The organism is Flavobacterium bernardetii (genome assembly GCF_011305415.1).
In the GTDB taxonomy this organism is placed as follows: domain Bacteria; phylum Bacteroidota; class Bacteroidia; order Flavobacteriales; family Flavobacteriaceae; genus Flavobacterium; species Flavobacterium bernardetii.
The window spans coordinates 121,860-140,744 of record NZ_JAANOQ010000005.1 but is presented as its reverse complement, the minus strand read 5'-3'; the positions used below and the strand labels follow the sequence as shown (position 1 = coordinate 140,744).

The 18,885-nt window shown below is 31.7% G+C and carries 15 protein-coding genes; 11 read left to right on the top strand and 4 right to left on the bottom strand.

The annotated features are described in order from the left end of the window. Positions 1-125: 125 nt before the first annotated feature. From G6N05_RS10460 to uvrC, 3 genes are all read right to left on the bottom strand, one after another. A complete protein-coding gene (locus G6N05_RS10460) occupies positions 126-1,589 on the bottom strand; it encodes an APC family permease (RefSeq protein ID WP_166128341.1) in 1,464 nt (487 codons plus the stop codon). Between the two features lie 69 nt (positions 1,590-1,658). Next, the gene (locus G6N05_RS10455; protein WP_225875159.1) at positions 1,659-3,908 is read right to left on the bottom strand and encodes a patatin-like phospholipase family protein; all 2,250 of its coding nucleotides are present in this window, start codon (positions 3,906-3,908) and stop codon (positions 1,659-1,661) included. A 3-nt stretch (positions 3,909-3,911) separates the two neighbouring features. After that, positions 3,912-5,699 (bottom strand): excinuclease ABC subunit UvrC, encoded by a 1,788-nt coding sequence (uvrC, locus tag G6N05_RS10450; RefSeq protein WP_166128338.1) that lies wholly within the window; start codon positions 5,697-5,699, stop codon positions 3,912-3,914. A gap of 120 nt (positions 5,700-5,819) precedes the next feature. On the opposite strand from uvrC, the gene G6N05_RS10445 reads away from it, so the two are divergent. The 6 genes from G6N05_RS10445 to G6N05_RS10420 all read left to right on the top strand — a co-directional run bounded on the left by G6N05_RS10445 (position 5,820) and on the right by G6N05_RS10420 (position 10,221). After that, on the top strand, positions 5,820-6,779 hold the full coding sequence (locus G6N05_RS10445) for a succinylglutamate desuccinylase/aspartoacylase family protein (protein ID WP_225875158.1): 960 nt from the start codon (positions 5,820-5,822) through the stop codon (positions 6,777-6,779). A gap of 76 nt (positions 6,780-6,855) precedes the next feature. Further along, on the top strand, positions 6,856-8,118 hold the full coding sequence (locus G6N05_RS10440) for a pyridoxal-dependent decarboxylase (protein ID WP_166128334.1): 1,263 nt from the start codon (positions 6,856-6,858) through the stop codon (positions 8,116-8,118). Beyond that, entirely contained in the window at positions 8,087-8,650 is a 564-nt protein-coding gene (locus G6N05_RS10435; protein ID WP_166128330.1) for a 5-formyltetrahydrofolate cyclo-ligase, read from the top strand. Before G6N05_RS10440 ends, G6N05_RS10435 begins: the two co-directional genes overlap by 32 nt. 65 nt (positions 8,651-8,715) lie before the next feature. Beyond that, positions 8,716-9,132 (top strand): hypothetical protein, encoded by a 417-nt coding sequence (locus G6N05_RS10430; protein ID WP_166128327.1) that lies wholly within the window; start codon positions 8,716-8,718, stop codon positions 9,130-9,132. Between the two features lie 122 nt (positions 9,133-9,254). Beyond that, positions 9,255-9,710: a septal ring lytic transglycosylase RlpA family protein gene (locus tag G6N05_RS10425; RefSeq protein ID WP_225875157.1), complete on the top strand. Its 456-nt coding sequence runs from the start codon at positions 9,255-9,257 to the stop codon at positions 9,708-9,710. 10 nt (positions 9,711-9,720) lie between these two features. Next, positions 9,721-10,221 (top strand): hypothetical protein, encoded by a 501-nt coding sequence (locus G6N05_RS10420; RefSeq protein WP_166128323.1) that lies wholly within the window; start codon positions 9,721-9,723, stop codon positions 10,219-10,221. Between the two features lie 13 nt (positions 10,222-10,234). Here the strand turns inward: G6N05_RS10420 and G6N05_RS10415 are convergent, their stop codons facing one another. Beyond that, entirely contained in the window at positions 10,235-10,702 is a 468-nt protein-coding gene (locus tag G6N05_RS10415; RefSeq protein ID WP_166128319.1) for a CYTH domain-containing protein, read from the bottom strand. Positions 10,703-10,893: 191 nt separating this feature from the next. On the opposite strand from G6N05_RS10415, the gene dinB reads away from it, so the two are divergent. The 5 genes from dinB to G6N05_RS10390 all read left to right on the top strand — a co-directional run bounded on the left by dinB (position 10,894) and on the right by G6N05_RS10390 (position 18,868). After that, complete coding sequence (dinB, locus tag G6N05_RS10410) at positions 10,894-11,970, top strand: DNA polymerase IV (RefSeq protein WP_166128315.1); 1,077 nt, start codon at positions 10,894-10,896, stop codon at positions 11,968-11,970. A gap of 45 nt (positions 11,971-12,015) precedes the next feature. Beyond that, positions 12,016-12,243 (top strand): addiction module protein, encoded by a 228-nt coding sequence (locus G6N05_RS10405; RefSeq protein ID WP_166128312.1) that lies wholly within the window; start codon positions 12,016-12,018, stop codon positions 12,241-12,243. Continuing rightward, positions 12,243-12,554: a type II toxin-antitoxin system RelE/ParE family toxin gene (locus tag G6N05_RS10400; protein ID WP_166128309.1), complete on the top strand. Its 312-nt coding sequence runs from the start codon at positions 12,243-12,245 to the stop codon at positions 12,552-12,554. Before G6N05_RS10405 ends, G6N05_RS10400 begins: the two co-directional genes overlap by 1 nt. Before the next feature lie 156 nt (positions 12,555-12,710). After that, positions 12,711-14,507: a translation elongation factor 4 gene (lepA, locus tag G6N05_RS10395; RefSeq protein WP_166128305.1), complete on the top strand. Its 1,797-nt coding sequence runs from the start codon at positions 12,711-12,713 to the stop codon at positions 14,505-14,507. Between the two features lie 128 nt (positions 14,508-14,635). Beyond that, positions 14,636-18,868 carry a choice-of-anchor L domain-containing protein gene (locus G6N05_RS10390; protein ID WP_166128302.1) on the top strand — a complete coding sequence of 1,411 codons (4,233 nt, stop codon included), beginning with the start codon at positions 14,636-14,638 and terminating at the stop codon, positions 18,866-18,868. The last annotated feature ends 17 nt before the right edge of the window (positions 18,869-18,885 follow it).

The window sequence follows — 18,885 nt, the reverse complement described above, 5'->3', positions numbered from 1 at the left end:
ATTTTAAGTGTTTTGCAATCGCAAAGTTATATAGATGAGCGATTTCATTACACAAATATCGGAAAAATATATTATAAAAAAAAACGACTTCAATTTGAAGTCGTTTTAAATATTATTCTTGTTTATTATTCTTGTTTATTATTCAGTTTCGAATTTCGTTTACCGTATAAGAAATATATTAAAATTCCAATGGATAACCATCCTAAAGATAGTAATTGTGCATCTTTACTTAAGTTAATCATTAGGTATGTATTAATTAAAATACCACAAACGGCAATTACTGGTAAAGCAGGAACTTTAAAAGTACGCTCTAAACCTGGTTGTTTTACTCTTAAAATCCAAACCGCAATACAAACCATAGTAAAAGCAAATAATGTACCAAAACTTGTCATTTCTGCTAATTTACTAATTGGAGTGAAAGCAGCAACTATTGCAATAAAACCTCCTAAAATCATTAAATTGTTTTTTGGAGTTCCAGATATTGGGTTGATTTTAGAGAAAACAGAAGGAATTAATCCGTCTTTAGACATTCCTAAGAAAATTCTAGATTGTCCCATAATCATTACCATTAATACAGAAATTAAACCAACTGTAGCGGCAATTGTGATAATATAACCTGCCCAAGCTTGTCCAGCAATATCAAAAGCATAAGCTACTGGAGCTTTAATAGCTTCAGGATATTTTCCTAGTGGATTGAAGTCTTGGTAACTGATCATACCAGTTAATACTAAAGAAACTAAAATATAAAGTACTGTACAAACTAATAAAGAAGCAATGATTGCAAAAGGAACATCTTTTTTAGGATTGATCGCTTCACCAGCTTGAGTTGATACCGCATCAAAACCAACATAAGCAAAGAAAATTGCAGCAGCTCCTGAAACTACACCACCAACACCATAAGCTTGGTGAGGTTTGTCATCTACCATAATTGTTTGAACATCAGGAATAAATGGTGTCCAATTGTCTACATTAATAAAAAATGCACCTGCAATAATTACAAAAATAACTGCAGAGACTTTTAAAATAACGATGAAGTTATTTGCACTAGCAGCTTTTTCGGTACCTTTTATAAGAAGAGATATTACTAAAAGAACAATAAGAAATGCAGGTAAGTTCATTGAAAACCCTTCACCGGTATAACTTGCTGGGTCAGCTGTTAGCCATTCGGGGAGTTTTATGCCAAACATTTTGAGCATTTTATTAAAATATCCAGACCAAGAAACGGCAACCGTCATCGAACCCATCGCGTATTCTAAGATTAATCCCCAACCAATAATCCAAGCAAAAACTTCACCAATTGTTCCGTAAGCATACGCATACGCAGAACCTTCTACAGGTAAAATTGAAGCAAATTCAGAATAACATAAAGCAGCAAATACACAAGCGATACCTGCAATTACAAATGAAAGCGCTAATGCTGGACCAGCGTGATTATATGCTCCAGTTCCGGTAAGTACAAAAATACCTCCACCAATAATGGCTCCAATTCCAATTGCTGTTAAGCTCCATTTCCCTAGAACTCGCTTTAATTCACTTTTTTTCATATCCGCTTCAAAAGCAGATACTGGTTTAACTCTCCAAATAGACATAAAGTAATAATTTTTTGTTGTGCCAAATATATGATATTTTCACTTAATTAACCAAATCAAAATATTTAATTAAAAAACGAAGCCTAAATTGAACCAAAAAGCAGAGAAATGTGTTTCTGGAGACCAAGTATATTTAATTTCAAATGGACCAATAAGTGTGTCTAATCCATACCCTAATCCAAAACCTGTAAATGAAGGTTTATTTAACCAAGTTTTTGTGGAATTAAATATAAAATTTCCAACAATAGAAGCGTTGTAAGTAAGATTTATATGGTTTTTTCTGTAAAATTCATAATCAACAGTTCCAGTTGCTTTTACATAGGAGTTTCCGCTTAAGTTTAAAAAATCATAACCATAAAAGGAACGAATATTATTCGTGTCTTTAAATCCATTCCCACCTAAAACAAAATCAAAATAAGGTAGAGAAGAATAACCAACTTTAAAACCTCCTTCGTTTTGAATAATTACAGAAAGTTTTTTCAACGGCTCAAAAGCAATTCCCATATCTGCTTTGGCAATTGAAAATTTGCTAAACTTATTTGTGTAATCTGACGAATGAAAATAATAATTAAAATTACTTTTAAAATACCATCCTTTTTTTGGAAAAAATTTATTGTTAAACGTATCGTGATTTAAAAACCCAAAAAAGGACAAATAATTACTGTTTTCAATTGTTTTATTCGCGTTAGGTAAATTTTCGGATTTTAAATTCAAATGTTGCAGCTCTAAACCACCTCCAAGATTAAATTTTCTTAAGAAAACAGTTTGAAGAAATGCTTTATTATTTAAACTAGAATAATCTAAATTTATTTTTTCGAAAGTGTTATTTAAATAATTTTGAATTCCGAAAGAATTATTTACGTTTTTATTGAATTTATTTAAACTTGAAGAAACACCAAAACTAAAATAATAGCCATTATCAATTAAATAGTTGAAATCATATCTAAAATTATCACCTAAAATTAAATCTAAAGAAACCATGTCGTTTTTAGATAATAATTTTTTATGAGTGATGTTTATTAAAGCACCACTTTTATATAGTTCATCATAATGTAAAGCGAATTTTAAAAAAGTGTTCACTCTATTTTCTCTTAAACTAATAAAAACATCTTTTTCGTTAAATTGATATTTTACAGAGCTAAAGTTTTGTGTATTATTTAAATTTTGAATACCATTTTGAAAATCTTCAAAACTAATTTTAGTATTTGGTTTAAAACGTAATTTCCCTAAAACGTAAGCTCGCGTATAATTTTTCAGTTCTGTAAAGCCAATGTTTCCTATATAAATAGAATCTTTTACTGGAGCTAATTCTGGTTTTTTATAGTCGCTATTTTGAAAAACAGTAAGTTCTGTTAAAAATTTTCGAGCTTCATTTTCTCCATTTTCAATAATTTTTTTTCCATTTTCGAAAGATAAAACATTGAAACCTTTAATGTCGGGTTTAATATAAATGTCGGTAAGTTTTCGCTTACTTTCCATTTGTCCTTGTGTGTTGAAATTAGAAATTTGTCCGAAAATAGTAGTGATTCCTTGTAAATCCTTTCTATTTTTTAATTCTTCTTGCACATCTACACCAATAACAAAATCTACACCTAACTCTCTTAGCTTTTCAATTGGATAATTATTGGTTACACCACCATCAACAAGTAACCTTCCTTCAATTTCTATTGGATAAAATATCGTTGGAATGGAACTACTTGCCACTAAAGCTTGTGGAAAAATTCCTTTATCTAAAACTACTTCTTGGCCTGTTTCAATATCAGTTGCCATACAGAAAAACGGAATAGGAAGTTTTTTAAAATCACGTATATTTCTTACGTGATAACTAATTTTAGAAAGGAAATTGAAATTATACAAACCTTTAGAAAGCGCATTTGGCGTTTCTAATTTAAGGTTTTTGAAAGGAAGTACTAAAGCATAAATATCGTCATTTCTTTTATTGATAAGAATTTTGGATTTTCTTGGAATATTATCTTGAACTAAATCGTCAATGGTTAACGTTTTGAAAATAGAATCCAATTGTTTTCCCGTATAACCAGAAGCGTACATTCCACCAATGATGGCGCCCATACTGGTTCCGCCGATGTAATCGATTTTTATTCCTAAGGAATCGATAACTTTCAACACACCAATATGTGCCAATCCTTTCGCGCCACCACCAGAAAGCACCAATCCAATTTTTGGTTTTTTTGAAGTTTCTTGCGCGTTTGAGTTTAAAGGCAAAACGCAAAAGGCAAAAGTGAAAAGGAAGATACAAGAAAACATACCGCTAAAGCAATTTTCTTTTTTCTTTTTGCTTTTTACTTGATTCTTAAACATAGGTTATTCTTTTTTGTAAAAGTCGGTAATTTTTTTCGCTTTTGAAAGTCCAATTATGTCAGAAATTTCTTTTTCTGTGGCTTCTTTTAATCTTTTAACACTTTTGAAGTGAGAAATTAAAGTTACCATTGTTTTTTCACCAATTCCAGGGATGTTATCTATTGACGAAACTAACGATGCTTTACTTCTTTTATCTCTGTGATGCGTGATTCCAAATCGATGCGCTTCGTTTCGTAATTGCTGTATAATTTTTAGTGTTTCACTTTTCTTATCTAAATATAAAGGAATCGGATCATCTGGATAAAACAATTCTTCCAAACGTTTCGCAATTCCAATAATGGCAATTTTTCCACGTAAACCTAAATCTTCCAAACTTTTTAAAGCCGAAGACAATTGTCCTTTTCCACCATCTATAATAATTAGTTGTGGTAACGTTTGGTTTTCGTCAAGCATGCGTTTGTATCTTCTGTAAACGACTTCTTCCATCGAAGCAAAATCATTCGGACCTTCAACGGTTTTGATATTAAAATGGCGATAGTCTTTTTTACTTGCTTTTCCATCTTTAAAAACCACACAAGCCGAAACCGGATTGGTTCCTTGAATGTTCGAATTATCAAAACATTCAATATGTCGTGGTTCCACAGAAAGTCGTAAATCTTTTTGCATTTGCGCCATAATTCGGGTGGTATGACGTTCAGGATCTACAATTTTTATTTGTTTCAGTTGGTCTAAACGATAGTATTTGGCATTGCGTTCCGATAAATTTAAGATTTCTTTTTTATCACCTAATTTTGGAACGGTTACTTTTATAGTTTCACCTAAATCTATTTCAAAAGGTACGATAATTTCTCGAGAGGTTAAAAAGAATCGTTCTCGAATTTCAACAACGGCTAATTCTAGTAATTCTTGATCGGTTTCGTCTAATTTTTTCTTTAATTCTAAAGTATGCGAACGAATAATCGCTCCGTGAGAAATCTGTAAAAAATTCACATACGCCATCGTTTCATCAGAAATAATCGAAAACACATCAATATTGGTGATTTTCGGATTTAAAATCGTCGATTTCGCTTGATAGTTTTCTAAAACTTCAATTTTATCTTTTATTTTTTGTGCTTCTTCAAACTTCATTTCAGAAGCTAAAATTTGCATGTGATTTTTGAAATCTTTTAAACTTTCTTTGAAATTTCCTTTTAAAATTTCTCTAATTGCTGTAATTTGAGTTTGATAATGTTCTTGGGTTTCAAAACCTTCACAACCACCTTTGCAATTTCCAATATGATATTCTAAACACACTTTATATTTTCCCGCACGAATATTGGTTAACGATAAATCGAAATTACAAGTTCGTAACGGATATAATTCTTTGATTAATTCCAATAAGGTGTTTACGGTTTTGAAACTGGTATAAGGACCAAAATATTCCGAACCGTCTTTCACCATTTTTCTTGTAGGGAAAACTCTTGGAAAAGCTTCTTTTTTGATACAAATCCAAGGATAGGTTTTATCATCACGAAGTAAAACATTATATCTAGGTTGTAAGGTTTTAATCAGATTGTTTTCCAATAATAACGCATCGGTTTCTGTTGGAACTACAATGTGTTTAATCGTCACAATCTTTTTTACAAGTACCGAAGTTTTATAATTATCGTGGTTTTTAGTAAAATACGATTGTACGCGTTTTTTTAAATTTTTCGCTTTTCCAACATACAAAATCTTGTTGTCTTTGTCGTAATACTGATACACACCAGGATTATCAGGTAAAGTTTGGATTTGTAGTTCGAGTGGCGTCATTTTTGTGGGCGAAGTCTGTATTTTTTGTTGCGATGGAAATTCTATCACAAAAATAACAAAAAACTATTGATTTAACATGAAGTAATTTTTTATTACATTAGCCAAAAAGTCAAACACGTTATGCATAAGTCAATTACCATTTTTAACGAAACTATTTTACCTGGCGAAAGTAAAACCATCAACATGCAAATTGGAAAATTGCACACGATGACGGATTTGCATATTCCTATAATTGTAAAAAGAAGTAAAAAAGACGGACCAGTTGTTTTATTTAGCGCTGGTTTACATGGTGATGAAATTAACGGGACAGAAATTGTTAGGGAACTTATTGTTCAAAAAATCAACAAACCTAAATGTGGTACAATTATTTGTATTCCAGTAATTAATATTTTTGGTTTTGTAAATCAAACTCGAGAATTTCCTGATGGAAGAGATTTAAACAGAGTTTTCCCTGGAAGTAAAACAGGTTCGTTAGCGAGTCAGTTTGCTTATCATATTGTAAAAGAAATTATACCACATATAGATTATGCTATCGATTTTCACGCTGGTGGCGCCAGAAGATTTAACGCACCACAAATACGTATTGTACCTAATAATAAAGAATTAAAAATATTATCAGATGTTTTTGGAGCGCCTTTTACGTTGTATTCTAATAATATTGCCGGTTCTTTTAGAAATTCATGCGATAAAATGAACGTTCAATTGTTGTTATTTGAAGGAGGAAAATCGGTTGATATTAATGACAAGGTTACCAAAGAAGGTGTTGAAGGCGCTAAAAGATTTTTGCAACATTTGAAAATGTTAAAACCTAAACATCAAATTTCTTCAGCAAATAAAACTATTTATATTGAAAAATCAGATTGGATTAGAGCCAATCATTCTGGTATGTTTCATGGATTAAAACAAATTGGTTGTTATGTGGTAAAAGGCGAATTACTGGCCACAATTTCCGATCCGTTTGGAAAAGTAAGTCATAAATTAAAAGCGCCACATGCAGGTTATTTAATAAATGTAAACGATGCACCAGTGGTTTATAAAGGTGATGCCGTTTTTCATATTTCAACAAATTTAGAAGCATAATCTTCAAAATCCAAACCTAACAATTATCATGTTTTATCTGAAAGTTGTCACTTAGATTTGTCAAAAAAATTTAGGTATGCAGTATTGGAAGAAATTGACTCCGCAACAAAGACAAGATAGAATTGATGAAGCTTTAGTTCAAAATGTGAATTTTGCGACAGATACTTCATTAGGATTTCCCGCTTCTCGTTTAGATAGTAAAGTGTTTTACGAAGAAGCGCCTTTTTTACGAGATGCACCCACAATTAGAGCGTATGTTGCCAATCCAAATAATATTGGTTGTCATACTTTCGGAACTTCAGAAAATGCGTTTTATGGCACACAAGAAATTGAACGTGAAGTTTTAAATGTGTTAGCTGTTGATGTTTTTAAATGTCAACCAAACGAATACGACGGCTACATTTCTCCTGGTGGAACCGAAGCCAACATTCAAGCTATTTGGGTATTTCGAAATTATTTCTTTCATAATTTCAATGCAAAATTGAACGAAATTGCCATTTTAGCTAGTGAAGACACGCATTATTCCATACCAAAAGCCTCTAATTTATTACAAATTGATTGGATTTCAATTCCTGTTGATTTCTATTCGAGAGCCATTCAAAAAGAGAAATTGGAAGCTTTAATTGTGGAAGCGAAAAATAGAGGAGTAAAATATTTTATCGCGGTTTCCAATATGGGAACAACCATGTTTGGTTCCGTAGATAATCCGAATGATTATATCGAAGTTTTAGAAAAACATAATTTAGAATATAAACTGCATATTGACGGCGCTTACGGTGGTTTTGTCTATCCGTTTAGCAATGAAAAATCGGAAATTAATTTTAGTAATCCAAAAATTAGTTCTATTACAATTGACGCACATAAAATGTTACAAGCTCCTTATGGAACAGGCGTTTTTATTTGTAGAAAAGGCTTAATCGAAAATGTATTAACCAAAGAAGCGGAGTACGTAGAAGGCATGGATTTAACTTTATGCGGAAGTCGTTCTGGTGCGAATGCTGTGGCAGTTTGGATGATTCTATTTACGTACGGACCTCATGCTTGGTACGAAAAAATCAGCATTTTAATGATGCGAACACAATTTCTTACCAAAGAATTAGACGCATTAGGAATAGCTTATTACAATTGTCCGTTTATGAATATTGTGACGATTAAAGCTGAATTTGTTCCTGAAAATATCGCAAATAAATTCGGTTTAGTACCACAACAGCACAATGAAAACAACAAATGGTATAAAATTGTTTTGATGGATCACGTAGAAGTCGAACATTTAACTAACTTTATAGACGAAATGAAAACGTCTAAAAATGTTGAAAAAAGAATTACGACAGAAGTATAAAGAATTGCGAAAACAATTATCTGAAAATGAAATTGAAGAATGGTCTTTGCAAATTGCCAATCAACTCATTCGTTTAGATATTTGGCAACATAGCTTCTATCATCTTTTTTTACCTATTGAAAGTCAGAAAGAAGTTAATACCGAATATATTTTGCAAGTTTTAGCTGGAAAAGATAAAAATATTGTGCTTTCCAAAAGTGATTTTTCCACCAGAGAAATGACACATTTTTTATTAACCGATAATACTACCATAAAAAAAAACGAATACGATATTCCAGAACCGATTGATGGTTTAGAAGTACTTGTTTCCAAAATCGATGTGGTCTTTGTGCCGCTTTTAGCTTTTGACGAAAAGGGAAATCGAGTAGGTTACGGAAAAGGTTTTTACGACAAGTTTTTAGCAGCATGTAAGCCAGAAATCTTAAAAATTGGTGTGTCTTTTTTCGAATCAGAAAAGGTGATTTCGGATGTATTAAACACTGATATTCAGTTAGATTTTTGCGTTACTCCAACAAAAGTTTACAATTTTTAATGTTAAACTAAGGTAGGATTCCATATATTTTCTTACATTTGAAATTCTAACAAAAAATCTAAACTATGATTCAATCTATTCATTCTACGTTAGCTTATGCTGTTTTAGCTGTAGTATTAATTGCTGTAATAAATGCTTTTTTAGGACTTTCGTCTAAAAGAAATTTCACAAAAAACGACAGAAGTTTATCTTTAGTGGCATTAATTTTAAGTCACACTCAATTACTGGTTGGTTTGGTTTTATGGGCAACTTCTCCATTAGGAAAAGACGCTATGAGTCAAATGAGTAATTCGGCTATGCGATTAACTGCAGTAGAACATCCACTTGTAAATATTATTGCAATTGTATTAATTACAATAGGTTGGAGTAAACATAAAAAAGAAGAAAGTAGTAATGGAAAATTCAAGAAAATTGGAATTTTTTACGTTTTAGGATTACTATTAATCTTATCAAGAATTCCTTGGTCGAATTGGATGGCATAATTTTTGTCTAAGCAATAAAAACATAAAAAGAAACGGTTATTGTCAATCTGAACTTGATTCAGATTCTGAAATAAATTCAGAATGACAATTTCTGTTCTTTTTTAATCTTATATTACATGAAGATGAAGAAATTTATATACATTTTTCCGCTTTTGGTGGTTTTGTTTTTTCAGAAGGAGAATTTAAAAATGACACCTTCGCAAGAAAAGCCAAAATCAAAAATCACGGATACGATCAAGAAAAAAGATAGTATTGCAAAACCAATTGAAAAATTGGAAATGTATCATAAATCTGCACACGCTTCTTACTATGCAAATAAATTTAATGGCAGGAGAACCGCAAGCGGCATTAGATTTAATAATAATGACATGACTTGCGCACACCGAAAATTACCTTTTGGAACCAAATTAAAAGTTACAGGTGTACGAACCAAAAAAGTGGTTTATGTTACGGTAACAGACCGTGGCCCTTTTCATAAAAACAGACATATTGACTTAACAAAAGCCGCTTTTGATAAAGTCAAACCGGCATCTTACGGCGGGCATATTGAAGTAGATATTGAAGTAGTGAAGAAATAAAAATTAAGTTATGAAAAATATATTTTACTTTTTTATTTTACTTATTAACTTAAATAGTTTTGCTCAAGAAGTAGTTGAGTGTGACTTTGATGCAAATTTATCTATAAATATACTTAAAAATTCTGAAGAAGGAAAAAACACTACTAGTAAATTTGTAAAAGGTGTTTTTGAAAATGAAGTAATCGCTTTTATAAATTTTGATTTTGGTAAAGAATTGGTAGTTAAAATTACTGAAAATTATCCATCTAAGTTTTTTCAGACTTATAAAAATGATGCTTTAAAAGCTGCAAATGGAAAATTAATTAGTGAAGAAATTGTAAATATAAACAATATCGAAATTTTATCTATTAAACTTTCTTTTTCTCTTGATGATGAAAATAAAATAGCTCAACACTATATTTTCGTTTATAAAGACATTGTATATTTGTTACAATTTATGAATAATGAAAATGAATTTGAAAAATTCCTAAATTTTAGAAAAAGTATAATTGATTCAATAAAATTTAAGTAATACCAAAATTATTTTACCATCTGGTAAAGGGCTTATTGCTCAAATACGCATTATAATATTTTTCATCGCCAGTAACTTCTTCTGCTAACCAACTTGGTTTTTCAAACGTTTCATTGGCGTCAGTAAGTTCAATTTCGGCCACAATTAAACCTTTGTTTTCGCCTTCAAAAATATCCACTTCAAATGTGTGGTTTCCTTTTTTGATTAAATATCTCGTTTTATCAATTACGCCCGTTTCGCATAAATTTAGTAACGCTTCGGCTTCATTTAAATCGATTTCTTTTTCCCATTCAAAACGTGTGGTTCCGGTTGCGTCACCTTTGCCTTTAATGGTGATAAATCCTTTGTTATCTTTAATTCTAATTCTTACCGTTCGTTCAGGAGCTGAATTCAAATACCCTTGCGCAATTTTTTGTGTATGGCTTGCTTCCGCGATAAAATCTAACGAGTGGACTAAAAATTTGCGTTCTATTTCTTGCATAATTTTCAAAATATTAAGATTCAAAATTACAATATTTAAACATATAAGTCATATTAGTTTTATGGTTCTTTTTGTTTCAAGTTTCAAATTTCAGATTGGCTGAGGTTCTCGAAGACAATGTTGTTGAAATTTCTGAAAATCTGATAAATTTCAGTTTAAAGAAATATTTTTTTCAGTACTTTGTAAATCTTATGGAAACCATACAACGAAAAATAATTCACATTGATATGGATGCATTTTATGCTTCTGTTGAGCAATTGGACAATCCTGATTTAAAAGGAAAGCCAATTGCTGTGGGTGGAAATGAAATTCGTGGTGTGGTAAGTGCTGCCAGTTATGAAGCAAGAAAGTTTGGTGTACGAAGTGCGATGAGTGGTGCGCAAGCCGCTCGATTATGTCCGGAATTAATTTTTGTGAAAACCAATTTTGAACGGTATAAAGAAGTTTCCCAACAAATTCGAAAAATATTTCATGAATACACAGATTTAGTAGAACCGCTTTCCTTAGATGAAGCGTATTTAGATGTTACCGAAAACAAAAAAGGCAATCCGAGCGCGACATTAATCGCCCAAGAAATTCGACAAAAAATATTTGAAGTGACTGGTTTAACAGCTTCGGCAGGAATTTCTGTCAATAAATTTGTAGCGAAAATCGCGAGTGATTTCAACAAGCCCAACGGACAAAAAACAGTCAATCCGGATGAGGTAGAAGCGTTTATTGAAGTGTTGGATGTGAAAAAATTCTACGGAATTGGGAAAGTCACGGCCGAAAAAATGTATCAATTAGGCATTTATACCGGAACCGATTTAAAAACCAAATCGTTAGAATATCTGGAAAAACACTTTGGAAACAGCGGAAAATCGTACTATAATTTATCTCGAGGGATTAGTTTTAGTCAAGTCAAACCAAATCGAGAAATGAAATCCATTGGCGCAGAACGCACGTTTAATAAAAACTTATCTTCTGAAATTTATATGGAAGAACGTTTAAAAAACATTGCAGAAGAAATTGAACGTCGAATCAAAAAATACAAAATTGCAGGAAAAACAATTACTTTAAAAATTAAATATTCCGACTTTTCACAACAAACGCGAAGTAAAACTTTACAATATTTTATTTCCGATAAAAACCTAATTTTTGAAACCGCTAAAGAATTATTGTATCAAGAAAAACTGAAGAATTCCGTCCGATTACTAGGGATTTCCTTAAACAATTTAAACACACATCAGAAAAAATTTGTGGTGTATCAATTGAAGTTTGAGTTTTAGATTATTGATAAATTTCGTATATTTGTTTTTCAGATTTTTAAAATTATGGATAGTTTACAATTAAATATTAATTTAAGTTTTCAGCAGTTATTAGAAGTTGTAAAACAATTGTCTCCAGCTGAAAAACTTCAACTTAATGATGCTATTTGGGATGAAGCATCTGAAATCCCTGTGGAACATCAAAAAATAGTTTTAGAAAGAAAACAAAAATCTAAAACAGAACCTTCAAGAATGTTAGATTGGGAAGTTGCCATAAAAAAGTTAAAGTCTTAATGCAGAAATTTTCAATTAAAATTGATGTTGAAGCGCTTGAAGATATTCAAAAAACTACGGATTGGTATAATTCCGTTACAAACGGATTAGTAGCCAAGTTTCAAAAACAAGTTATTTCTCAAATTTCAAAATTGAATAAAAACCCTTATTTATTCTCTATTAAGTATGAAAATGTGAGATGTTTTTTAATTTCAAAATTCCCTTTTTTAGTTCATTATAGTGTTAATGAAGATAATTTTGTAATTGAAATTTTAGCAATTTTTCATACAAGCCGAAATCCTCAAGTTTGGTTAGAAAGAAAGAAAAAATAAATTCTCTCCATTGGCAAAAATAAATACATAAAATAGTATAATTTCCTTTACCTTTGCAGATTATAAAGTAAGTAAAAGAACATTTTAAATTTGAAAAACTAAGTTTGTTGAAGAACGAATTTTGAATTTTGAATTTCGAATTTTGAAAAAGGATACATGAAACACATTAGAAATTTTTGCATTATTGCACATATTGATCACGGAAAAAGCACATTAGCCGATAGACTTTTAGGCGCGACTCAAACAGTAACAGCCAGAGAAGAAAAAGCACAACTATTGGATAATATGGATTTGGAACGCGAACGTGGTATTACCATTAAAAGTCACGCGATTCAAATGGAATATACGTACCAAGGTCAGGAATATATCTTAAATTTAATTGACACTCCAGGACACGTAGATTTTTCTTATGAAGTGTCTCGTAGTATTGCCGCTTGTGAAGGTGCTTTACTAATTGTGGATGCCGCGCAAAGTATTCAAGCGCAAACCATTTCTAATTTATATCTAGCTTTAGATAACGATTTGGAAATTATTCCAGTTTTAAATAAAGTAGATTTACCTTCTGCTAATCCGGAAGAAGTTTCAGACGATATTATCGATTTATTAGGTTGTAAATTAGAAGATATTATTCACGCTTCTGGTAAAACAGGTTTTGGTGTGGAAAATATTTTAGCTGCGATTATCGAAAAAATCCCACCACCAAAAGGAATTAAAGACGAACCGTTACAAGCTTTAATTTTCGACTCACATTACAATCCTTTCAGAGGAATTGAAGTAATTTTCCGTGTAGTAAACGGAGAAATTAGAAAAGGTCAGAAAATTAAATTCATGGCCACTGGTAAAGAATATTTTGCCGATGAGGTTGGGACGTTAAAATTAAACCAAGTTCCGAAAGACGTTATTTCAACTGGTGATGTTGGGTATTTAATTTCTGGAATTAAAGAAGCAAAAGAAGTAAAAGTTGGTGATACCGTTACAGACGCTAAAACGCCGACTACAAATATGATTACCGGTTTCGAAGACGTAAAACCAATGGTATTTGCTGGAATTTATCCAGTTGATACCGATGATTATGAAGATTTGCGTTCGTCAATGGAAAAACTACAATTAAACGATGCTTCGTTAGTGTTTTTACCAGAAAGTTCTGCGGCTTTAGGTTTCGGTTTCCGATGTGGATTCTTAGGAATGTTACACATGGAAATTATCCAAGAACGTTTAGAGCGTGAATTTGACATGACAGTTATTACAACTGTACCAAACGTTTCGTACTTGGCTTACACGAAGAAAGAACCAGATGTTAGTTTCGTAATTAACAATCCATCAGATTTACCAGAACCAAGTAAATTAGATAGAGTAGAAGAACCATTTATTAAAGCAACCATCATTACAAAAGCGGATTATGTAGGAAATGTAATGAGTTTATGTATTGAAAAACGTGGTCAAATTACCAATCAAACGTATTTAACTACGGAGCGTGTGGAATTAAATTTCGATATGCCTTTAGCAGAAATTGTATTTGATTTTTATGACAGATTAAAAACAGTTTCAAAAGGTTATGCTTCTTTTGATTATCATCCAATTGGAATGAGACAATCTAAATTAGTAAAATTAGATGTGTTATTAAATGCAGCTTCTGTTGATGCGCTTTCGGCGTTAATTCATGAGGATAATGCGTTTCATATTGGTAAAAAAATGTGTGAAAAACTACGTGAGTTAATCCCACGTCAGCAATTTGATATTCCTATTCAGGCAGCAATTGGAGCTAAAATCATTGCGCGTGAAACGATTAAAGCACTTCGTAAAGATGTAACCGCTAAATGTTATGGAGGGGATATTTCTCGTAAACGTAAACTTTTAGAAAAACAGAAAAAAGGTAAAAAACGTATGCGACTAGTTGGAAACGTTGAAATTCCACAAGAAGCCTTTATGGCAGTGTTAAAACTTAACGATTAGATAATAATTTAACAATAAATATGAGAACTTATTAAAAAAATGTATTTTTTAATAAGTTCTTTTCGTTTTTGGACTTTTTTTTATTATATTTATTTATAGTCTATCAAATATCCCCAAACGATCTCATTATGATAAAAACTTTACAAATATTGCTGCTTTTTTCGGCGGTTTCTTTTTCGCAGACCATAACAGTCGACAACACAACAAATTCTCCGGCAGATTTAGTGAATTTATTGTTGCAAAATTCTTGTGTTGCGGTTTCAAACATTTCCATTTCTTCCAATCAATCAGTTGGTTATTTTAATCAAAACGGTTCTAGTTTTCCAATAAACGAAGGAATAATTATTAGAAATGGTTTAGCAGTAAACACACAAGGTTCCTATACGGGTTTGAATTTAAGCACTACAGCTCCAGGAAGCGGAACGGATGCTTTTTTACAAACTTTAAGTAATAATAGCGGACAAACTGGACCAATTACTGATGTAGCTTTTTTGGAGTTTGATTTTATTCCAATTTCTAATAGTTTTAGCTTTGACTTTTTATTTGCATCCAATGAATATGGTCAATACCAATGTGGTTTTAGTGATGTTTTTGCTTTTGTATTAACGAACTTAAGTACAGGTGTTCCAACTAATTTAGCTGTTATTCCCGGAACAAGTACTCCAGTGACAGTAAAAGATATTAGAAATTCTATATATAATTTTCCAGGACAAAGTTGTCTGTCTTCAAACCCGCTTTATTTTGATGTGTATAATGTTAATAATCCTGGAGCTTCAACTTTAAATATGCGTGGTCATACGGTTGTAATGAATGCATCATCAGCTGTTGTACCAAATGTTCCTTATAAAATTAGATTGGTAATTGGAGATTATAATGATTCAAGTTATGATTCTTCTGTTTTTATTTCTGGAGGAAGTTTTACAACTTCTTTAGATTTAGGACCAGATCAAATAATTTGTACAGGAAACACAGCTATTTTAGACACACAATTAGATAATACTTATACGTATCAATGGTTTCAAGATGGTAATCCAGTTGGAGCAAGCACGCCAACTTTTACAGTAAATACGCCAGGTACTTATACAGTTGAAATTACAAAAGGAACTTGTTTATTAACTGATACAGTAGTTTTTAACAGCTTACCTGTTACAAATCCGATAAATTTACAAACTTGTAATACTGGTGCGGCAAGTTATACTTTCAACTTAACAACAAATAATGAAACGCAATTAGGTATTGATGATACTGTTTATAATTTGTTTTACTATTCATCTATGGCAGATGTTGTTACAAATAGTTTTATAGCAGTTCCTACAAGTTTTTCAACGGCAACTGGACAAACTATTTATGTTAAAATTTTTAATACGGTTACAAACCAGTTTTGTGATGCCGTTTATCAATTTGATTTGTTGATTAACGCAACAGTAAATGCAACACAACCAAATGACGTTCAACTATGTGAAGATTTAAGTGGAACAACTTATTTTTTAGGAGCTTTAGATTCTCAGGTTTTAAACGGACAATCAGGTTATAACGTTTTATATTATACTTTTCAAGCTGATGCAATGGCAGGAAATGGAGCGACAATTCCTTCAATTACTTTTCCAACAGGAACAACAACTGCGACAGTTTGGATTAGAATGCAAGACTCTACTAATTCAGCTTGTTTTGATGTTACAAGTGTAGATATCATTGTAAACCCACTTCCGCCAGTTGATGAATTAGCAGATGTAGTGGAATGTAGTAGTTATGTTTTACCTGTATTAATCAATGGGAATTATTTTACAGGACCTAATGGAACAGGTACGCCATTATTTGCTGGCAATACTATTGATTTAGGCGCAATATATTATATTTATAACGGACTTGATGCTAATGGATGTTTTAACGAATCATCATTTAATGCCTACTTTGTCGATGAATATGAACCAATTTTAGATAATTGTGGCTCATTTACAATTCCAACACCACCATATAACATAGGGGCATTTTATACCGCTGCAGGCGGACCATCAGGAACAGGAACATTAATTCCACAAGGGACAATTTTTAGCAATACAACTCAATCAACAATTGTACAAACTGTTTTTTATTATGCGGAAGTAAATAGTGTTTTTTGTAAAGATGAACAGTTCGACATTAATATTCATCCATTACCATTAATTGATACACTTCCTGATGTAACTTATTGTAATAGTTATACTTTACCTGCACTAACAAACGGAAATTATTTTTCTGGTACGGGAGGAACAGGAACGCCTTATTTCGCTGGAAATACTATTACAACCACACAAACAATGTATATTTACAATAATAATTCTTTTACTGATGTAAACGGAAATCCAGGTGGATGTTCGTTTCAAACAAGTTTTCAAATTAATATCGTAGATACTTCTTTGTTTACAACTGTAAATAGTTGTGTAACTTATACTTTACCCACAATTACTTTCGGAGGCTATTACACAGCTCCAATGGGAGGAGGAACTCCAATTACTAATTTGACTATTACTTCATCACAAACCGTTTATTATTACGCCAATACAACATTATTACCAAACTGTACAGATAATTTAAACTATAACATTATTATTCATCCTTTACCTTTAGTTGATACCATTGCAAGCGGAGTTTATTGTGGTGAGTTTGTTTTACCAGTTTTAACAAACGGAGCTTATTATATGTTGCCAGGCGGACCAAGTGTACCAGGTCAAGTAGCACTTAATGCTGGTAACATTATTGATTTAACCGGTTTGAGTTTAAATCCAGGAACCTATTATGTTTTTAATGGTCCAGATGCAAACAACTGTACAAATGAACAATCTTTTACTATAAGTTTGAATCCTTTTCCACCAGCAGATGGTGTAATTGACAGATTTGTTTGTACGCCTTATTCAGTACCACAACCTGTCAATGGAACTATTTATACTGCTCCTGGAGGACCAACTGGTGGAGGAACTTTGGTACAACCATCAGATGTGTTTAATGTTACAAATACCTTTTATTTATACAATATAGATGCAACTACAGGATGTGAAATAAATAAACTTTTCATAGTTACTTATAGCGGAATTAATTTACCAGACTTTCAAAATGTTCTTGTTTGTGAAGCGCAAAATTATACTTTACCAGCAATTACACATGTGGCACCAACACCAGAAAATTTCACAATTGGTTATTTTTATGATCAAGCAGGAAGTTTACCAGTTACAAATGGTCAAATATTTAATACACCAAACACTACAACAACCATTTGGGTAGTCGCATCAAATGGTGATAGAATTGCTTGTATTTCACAAGATAGTTTTGATATTATTGTTTCTGAAACACCTGTAATTACTCCGATTGTTTTTCTTGCTGAAAAATGCGGAACTTATGTGTTGCCAACTTTACCAACTGTTGGGTATAACATTGGATATTTTACAAGTCCAAATGGAGTTGGACCAATTACCAATTTAAATATTGTAAACAATACGGGTGCGCCAGGTAATCTACCTGCGGTATCTTTAGATTTTACTTATTATGTTTATGCAACGGCTACAAATAATGTAAATTGTAAAGACGAACAAGTTTTTTCTTTTACAGTTCATCCTTTGTTAGATTTGACTTTACAAGATGGGATTATATGCGTGGATCCAATAACAAATATTGCAATTGATACATATACAGTTCATACTGGATTAAATCCTGCCGAGTTTTCTGCAAATTGGTTTTTGAATGGAACTTTAATGGGGACTGGAGTAAGTTATACGGCAACTCAAGCAGGAGTTTACGATGTTGAATTTATAAAACTAACACCAGAAGTAGGTACGAATTGTAATTATAGAAACACTACAGTTACGATAATTGCATCGAGTCCAGCGGTTGCAAGTTTTACTGTGAGTCAAGAATTTGATACAAATAACACTTTTATTACGGTAAATATCACCAATGGATTTGGAAATTACGTCTATCAATTAGAATATCCAGATGGTTCAACAGGCGCATTCCAAACAAGTAATGTGTTTACCAATTTAGAACCAGGTGAATATTTTGTCAATATTTATGACACTTTAGGAAATTGTTCTCCGAGTAGAGTTGGACCTATTTACATCATTAATTATCCAAATTATTTCACACCAAACGGTGATGGTATTCACGAAACTTGGAACATTACAGATTTAGCACAACAACCAAATAGTATTATTTCTATTTTTGATAGATACGGAAAATTATTAAAACAAATTTCTCCTGCAGGAATAGGTTGGGACGGAAAATACAACGGTAAAGACATGCCGTCTTCAGATTATTGGTTCTCCATAGAATATACATCGCAAAGCAATCAGAAAAGCATTTTCAAATCGCATTTTAGTTTGAAAAGATAAATAATGATAGCGTAGAT

Bases quoted from the DNA above. Each gene is read 5' to 3' on its own strand.
- G6N05_RS10455 (WP_225875159.1), bottom strand. From the start codon at position 3,908: ATGTTTAAGAATCAAGTAAAAAGCAAAAAGAAAAAAGAAAATTGCTTT.
- G6N05_RS10390 (WP_166128302.1), top strand. From the start codon at position 14,636: ATGATAAAAACTTTACAAATATTGCTGCTTTTTTCGGCGGTTTCTTTT.
- G6N05_RS10405 (WP_166128312.1), top strand. From the start codon at position 12,016: ATGGATAGTTTACAATTAAATATTAATTTAAGTTTTCAGCAGTTATTA.
- G6N05_RS10440 (WP_166128334.1), top strand. From the start codon at position 6,856: ATGCAGTATTGGAAGAAATTGACTCCGCAACAAAGACAAGATAGAATT.
- G6N05_RS10460 (WP_166128341.1), bottom strand. From the start codon at position 1,589: ATGTCTATTTGGAGAGTTAAACCAGTATCTGCTTTTGAAGCGGATATG.
- lepA (WP_166128305.1), top strand. From the start codon at position 12,711: ATGAAACACATTAGAAATTTTTGCATTATTGCACATATTGATCACGGA.
- G6N05_RS10435 (WP_166128330.1), top strand. From the start codon at position 8,087: ATGTTGAAAAAAGAATTACGACAGAAGTATAAAGAATTGCGAAAACAA.
- G6N05_RS10430 (WP_166128327.1), top strand. From the start codon at position 8,716: ATGATTCAATCTATTCATTCTACGTTAGCTTATGCTGTTTTAGCTGTA.
- G6N05_RS10415 (WP_166128319.1), bottom strand. From the start codon at position 10,702: ATGCAAGAAATAGAACGCAAATTTTTAGTCCACTCGTTAGATTTTATC.
- G6N05_RS10400 (WP_166128309.1), top strand. From the start codon at position 12,243: ATGCAGAAATTTTCAATTAAAATTGATGTTGAAGCGCTTGAAGATATT.
- G6N05_RS10425 (WP_225875157.1), top strand. From the start codon at position 9,255: ATGAAGAAATTTATATACATTTTTCCGCTTTTGGTGGTTTTGTTTTTT.
- G6N05_RS10445 (WP_225875158.1), top strand. From the start codon at position 5,820: ATGCATAAGTCAATTACCATTTTTAACGAAACTATTTTACCTGGCGAA.
- uvrC (WP_166128338.1), bottom strand. From the start codon at position 5,699: ATGACGCCACTCGAACTACAAATCCAAACTTTACCTGATAATCCTGGT.
- G6N05_RS10420 (WP_166128323.1), top strand. From the start codon at position 9,721: ATGAAAAATATATTTTACTTTTTTATTTTACTTATTAACTTAAATAGT.
- dinB (WP_166128315.1), top strand. From the start codon at position 10,894: ATGGAAACCATACAACGAAAAATAATTCACATTGATATGGATGCATTT.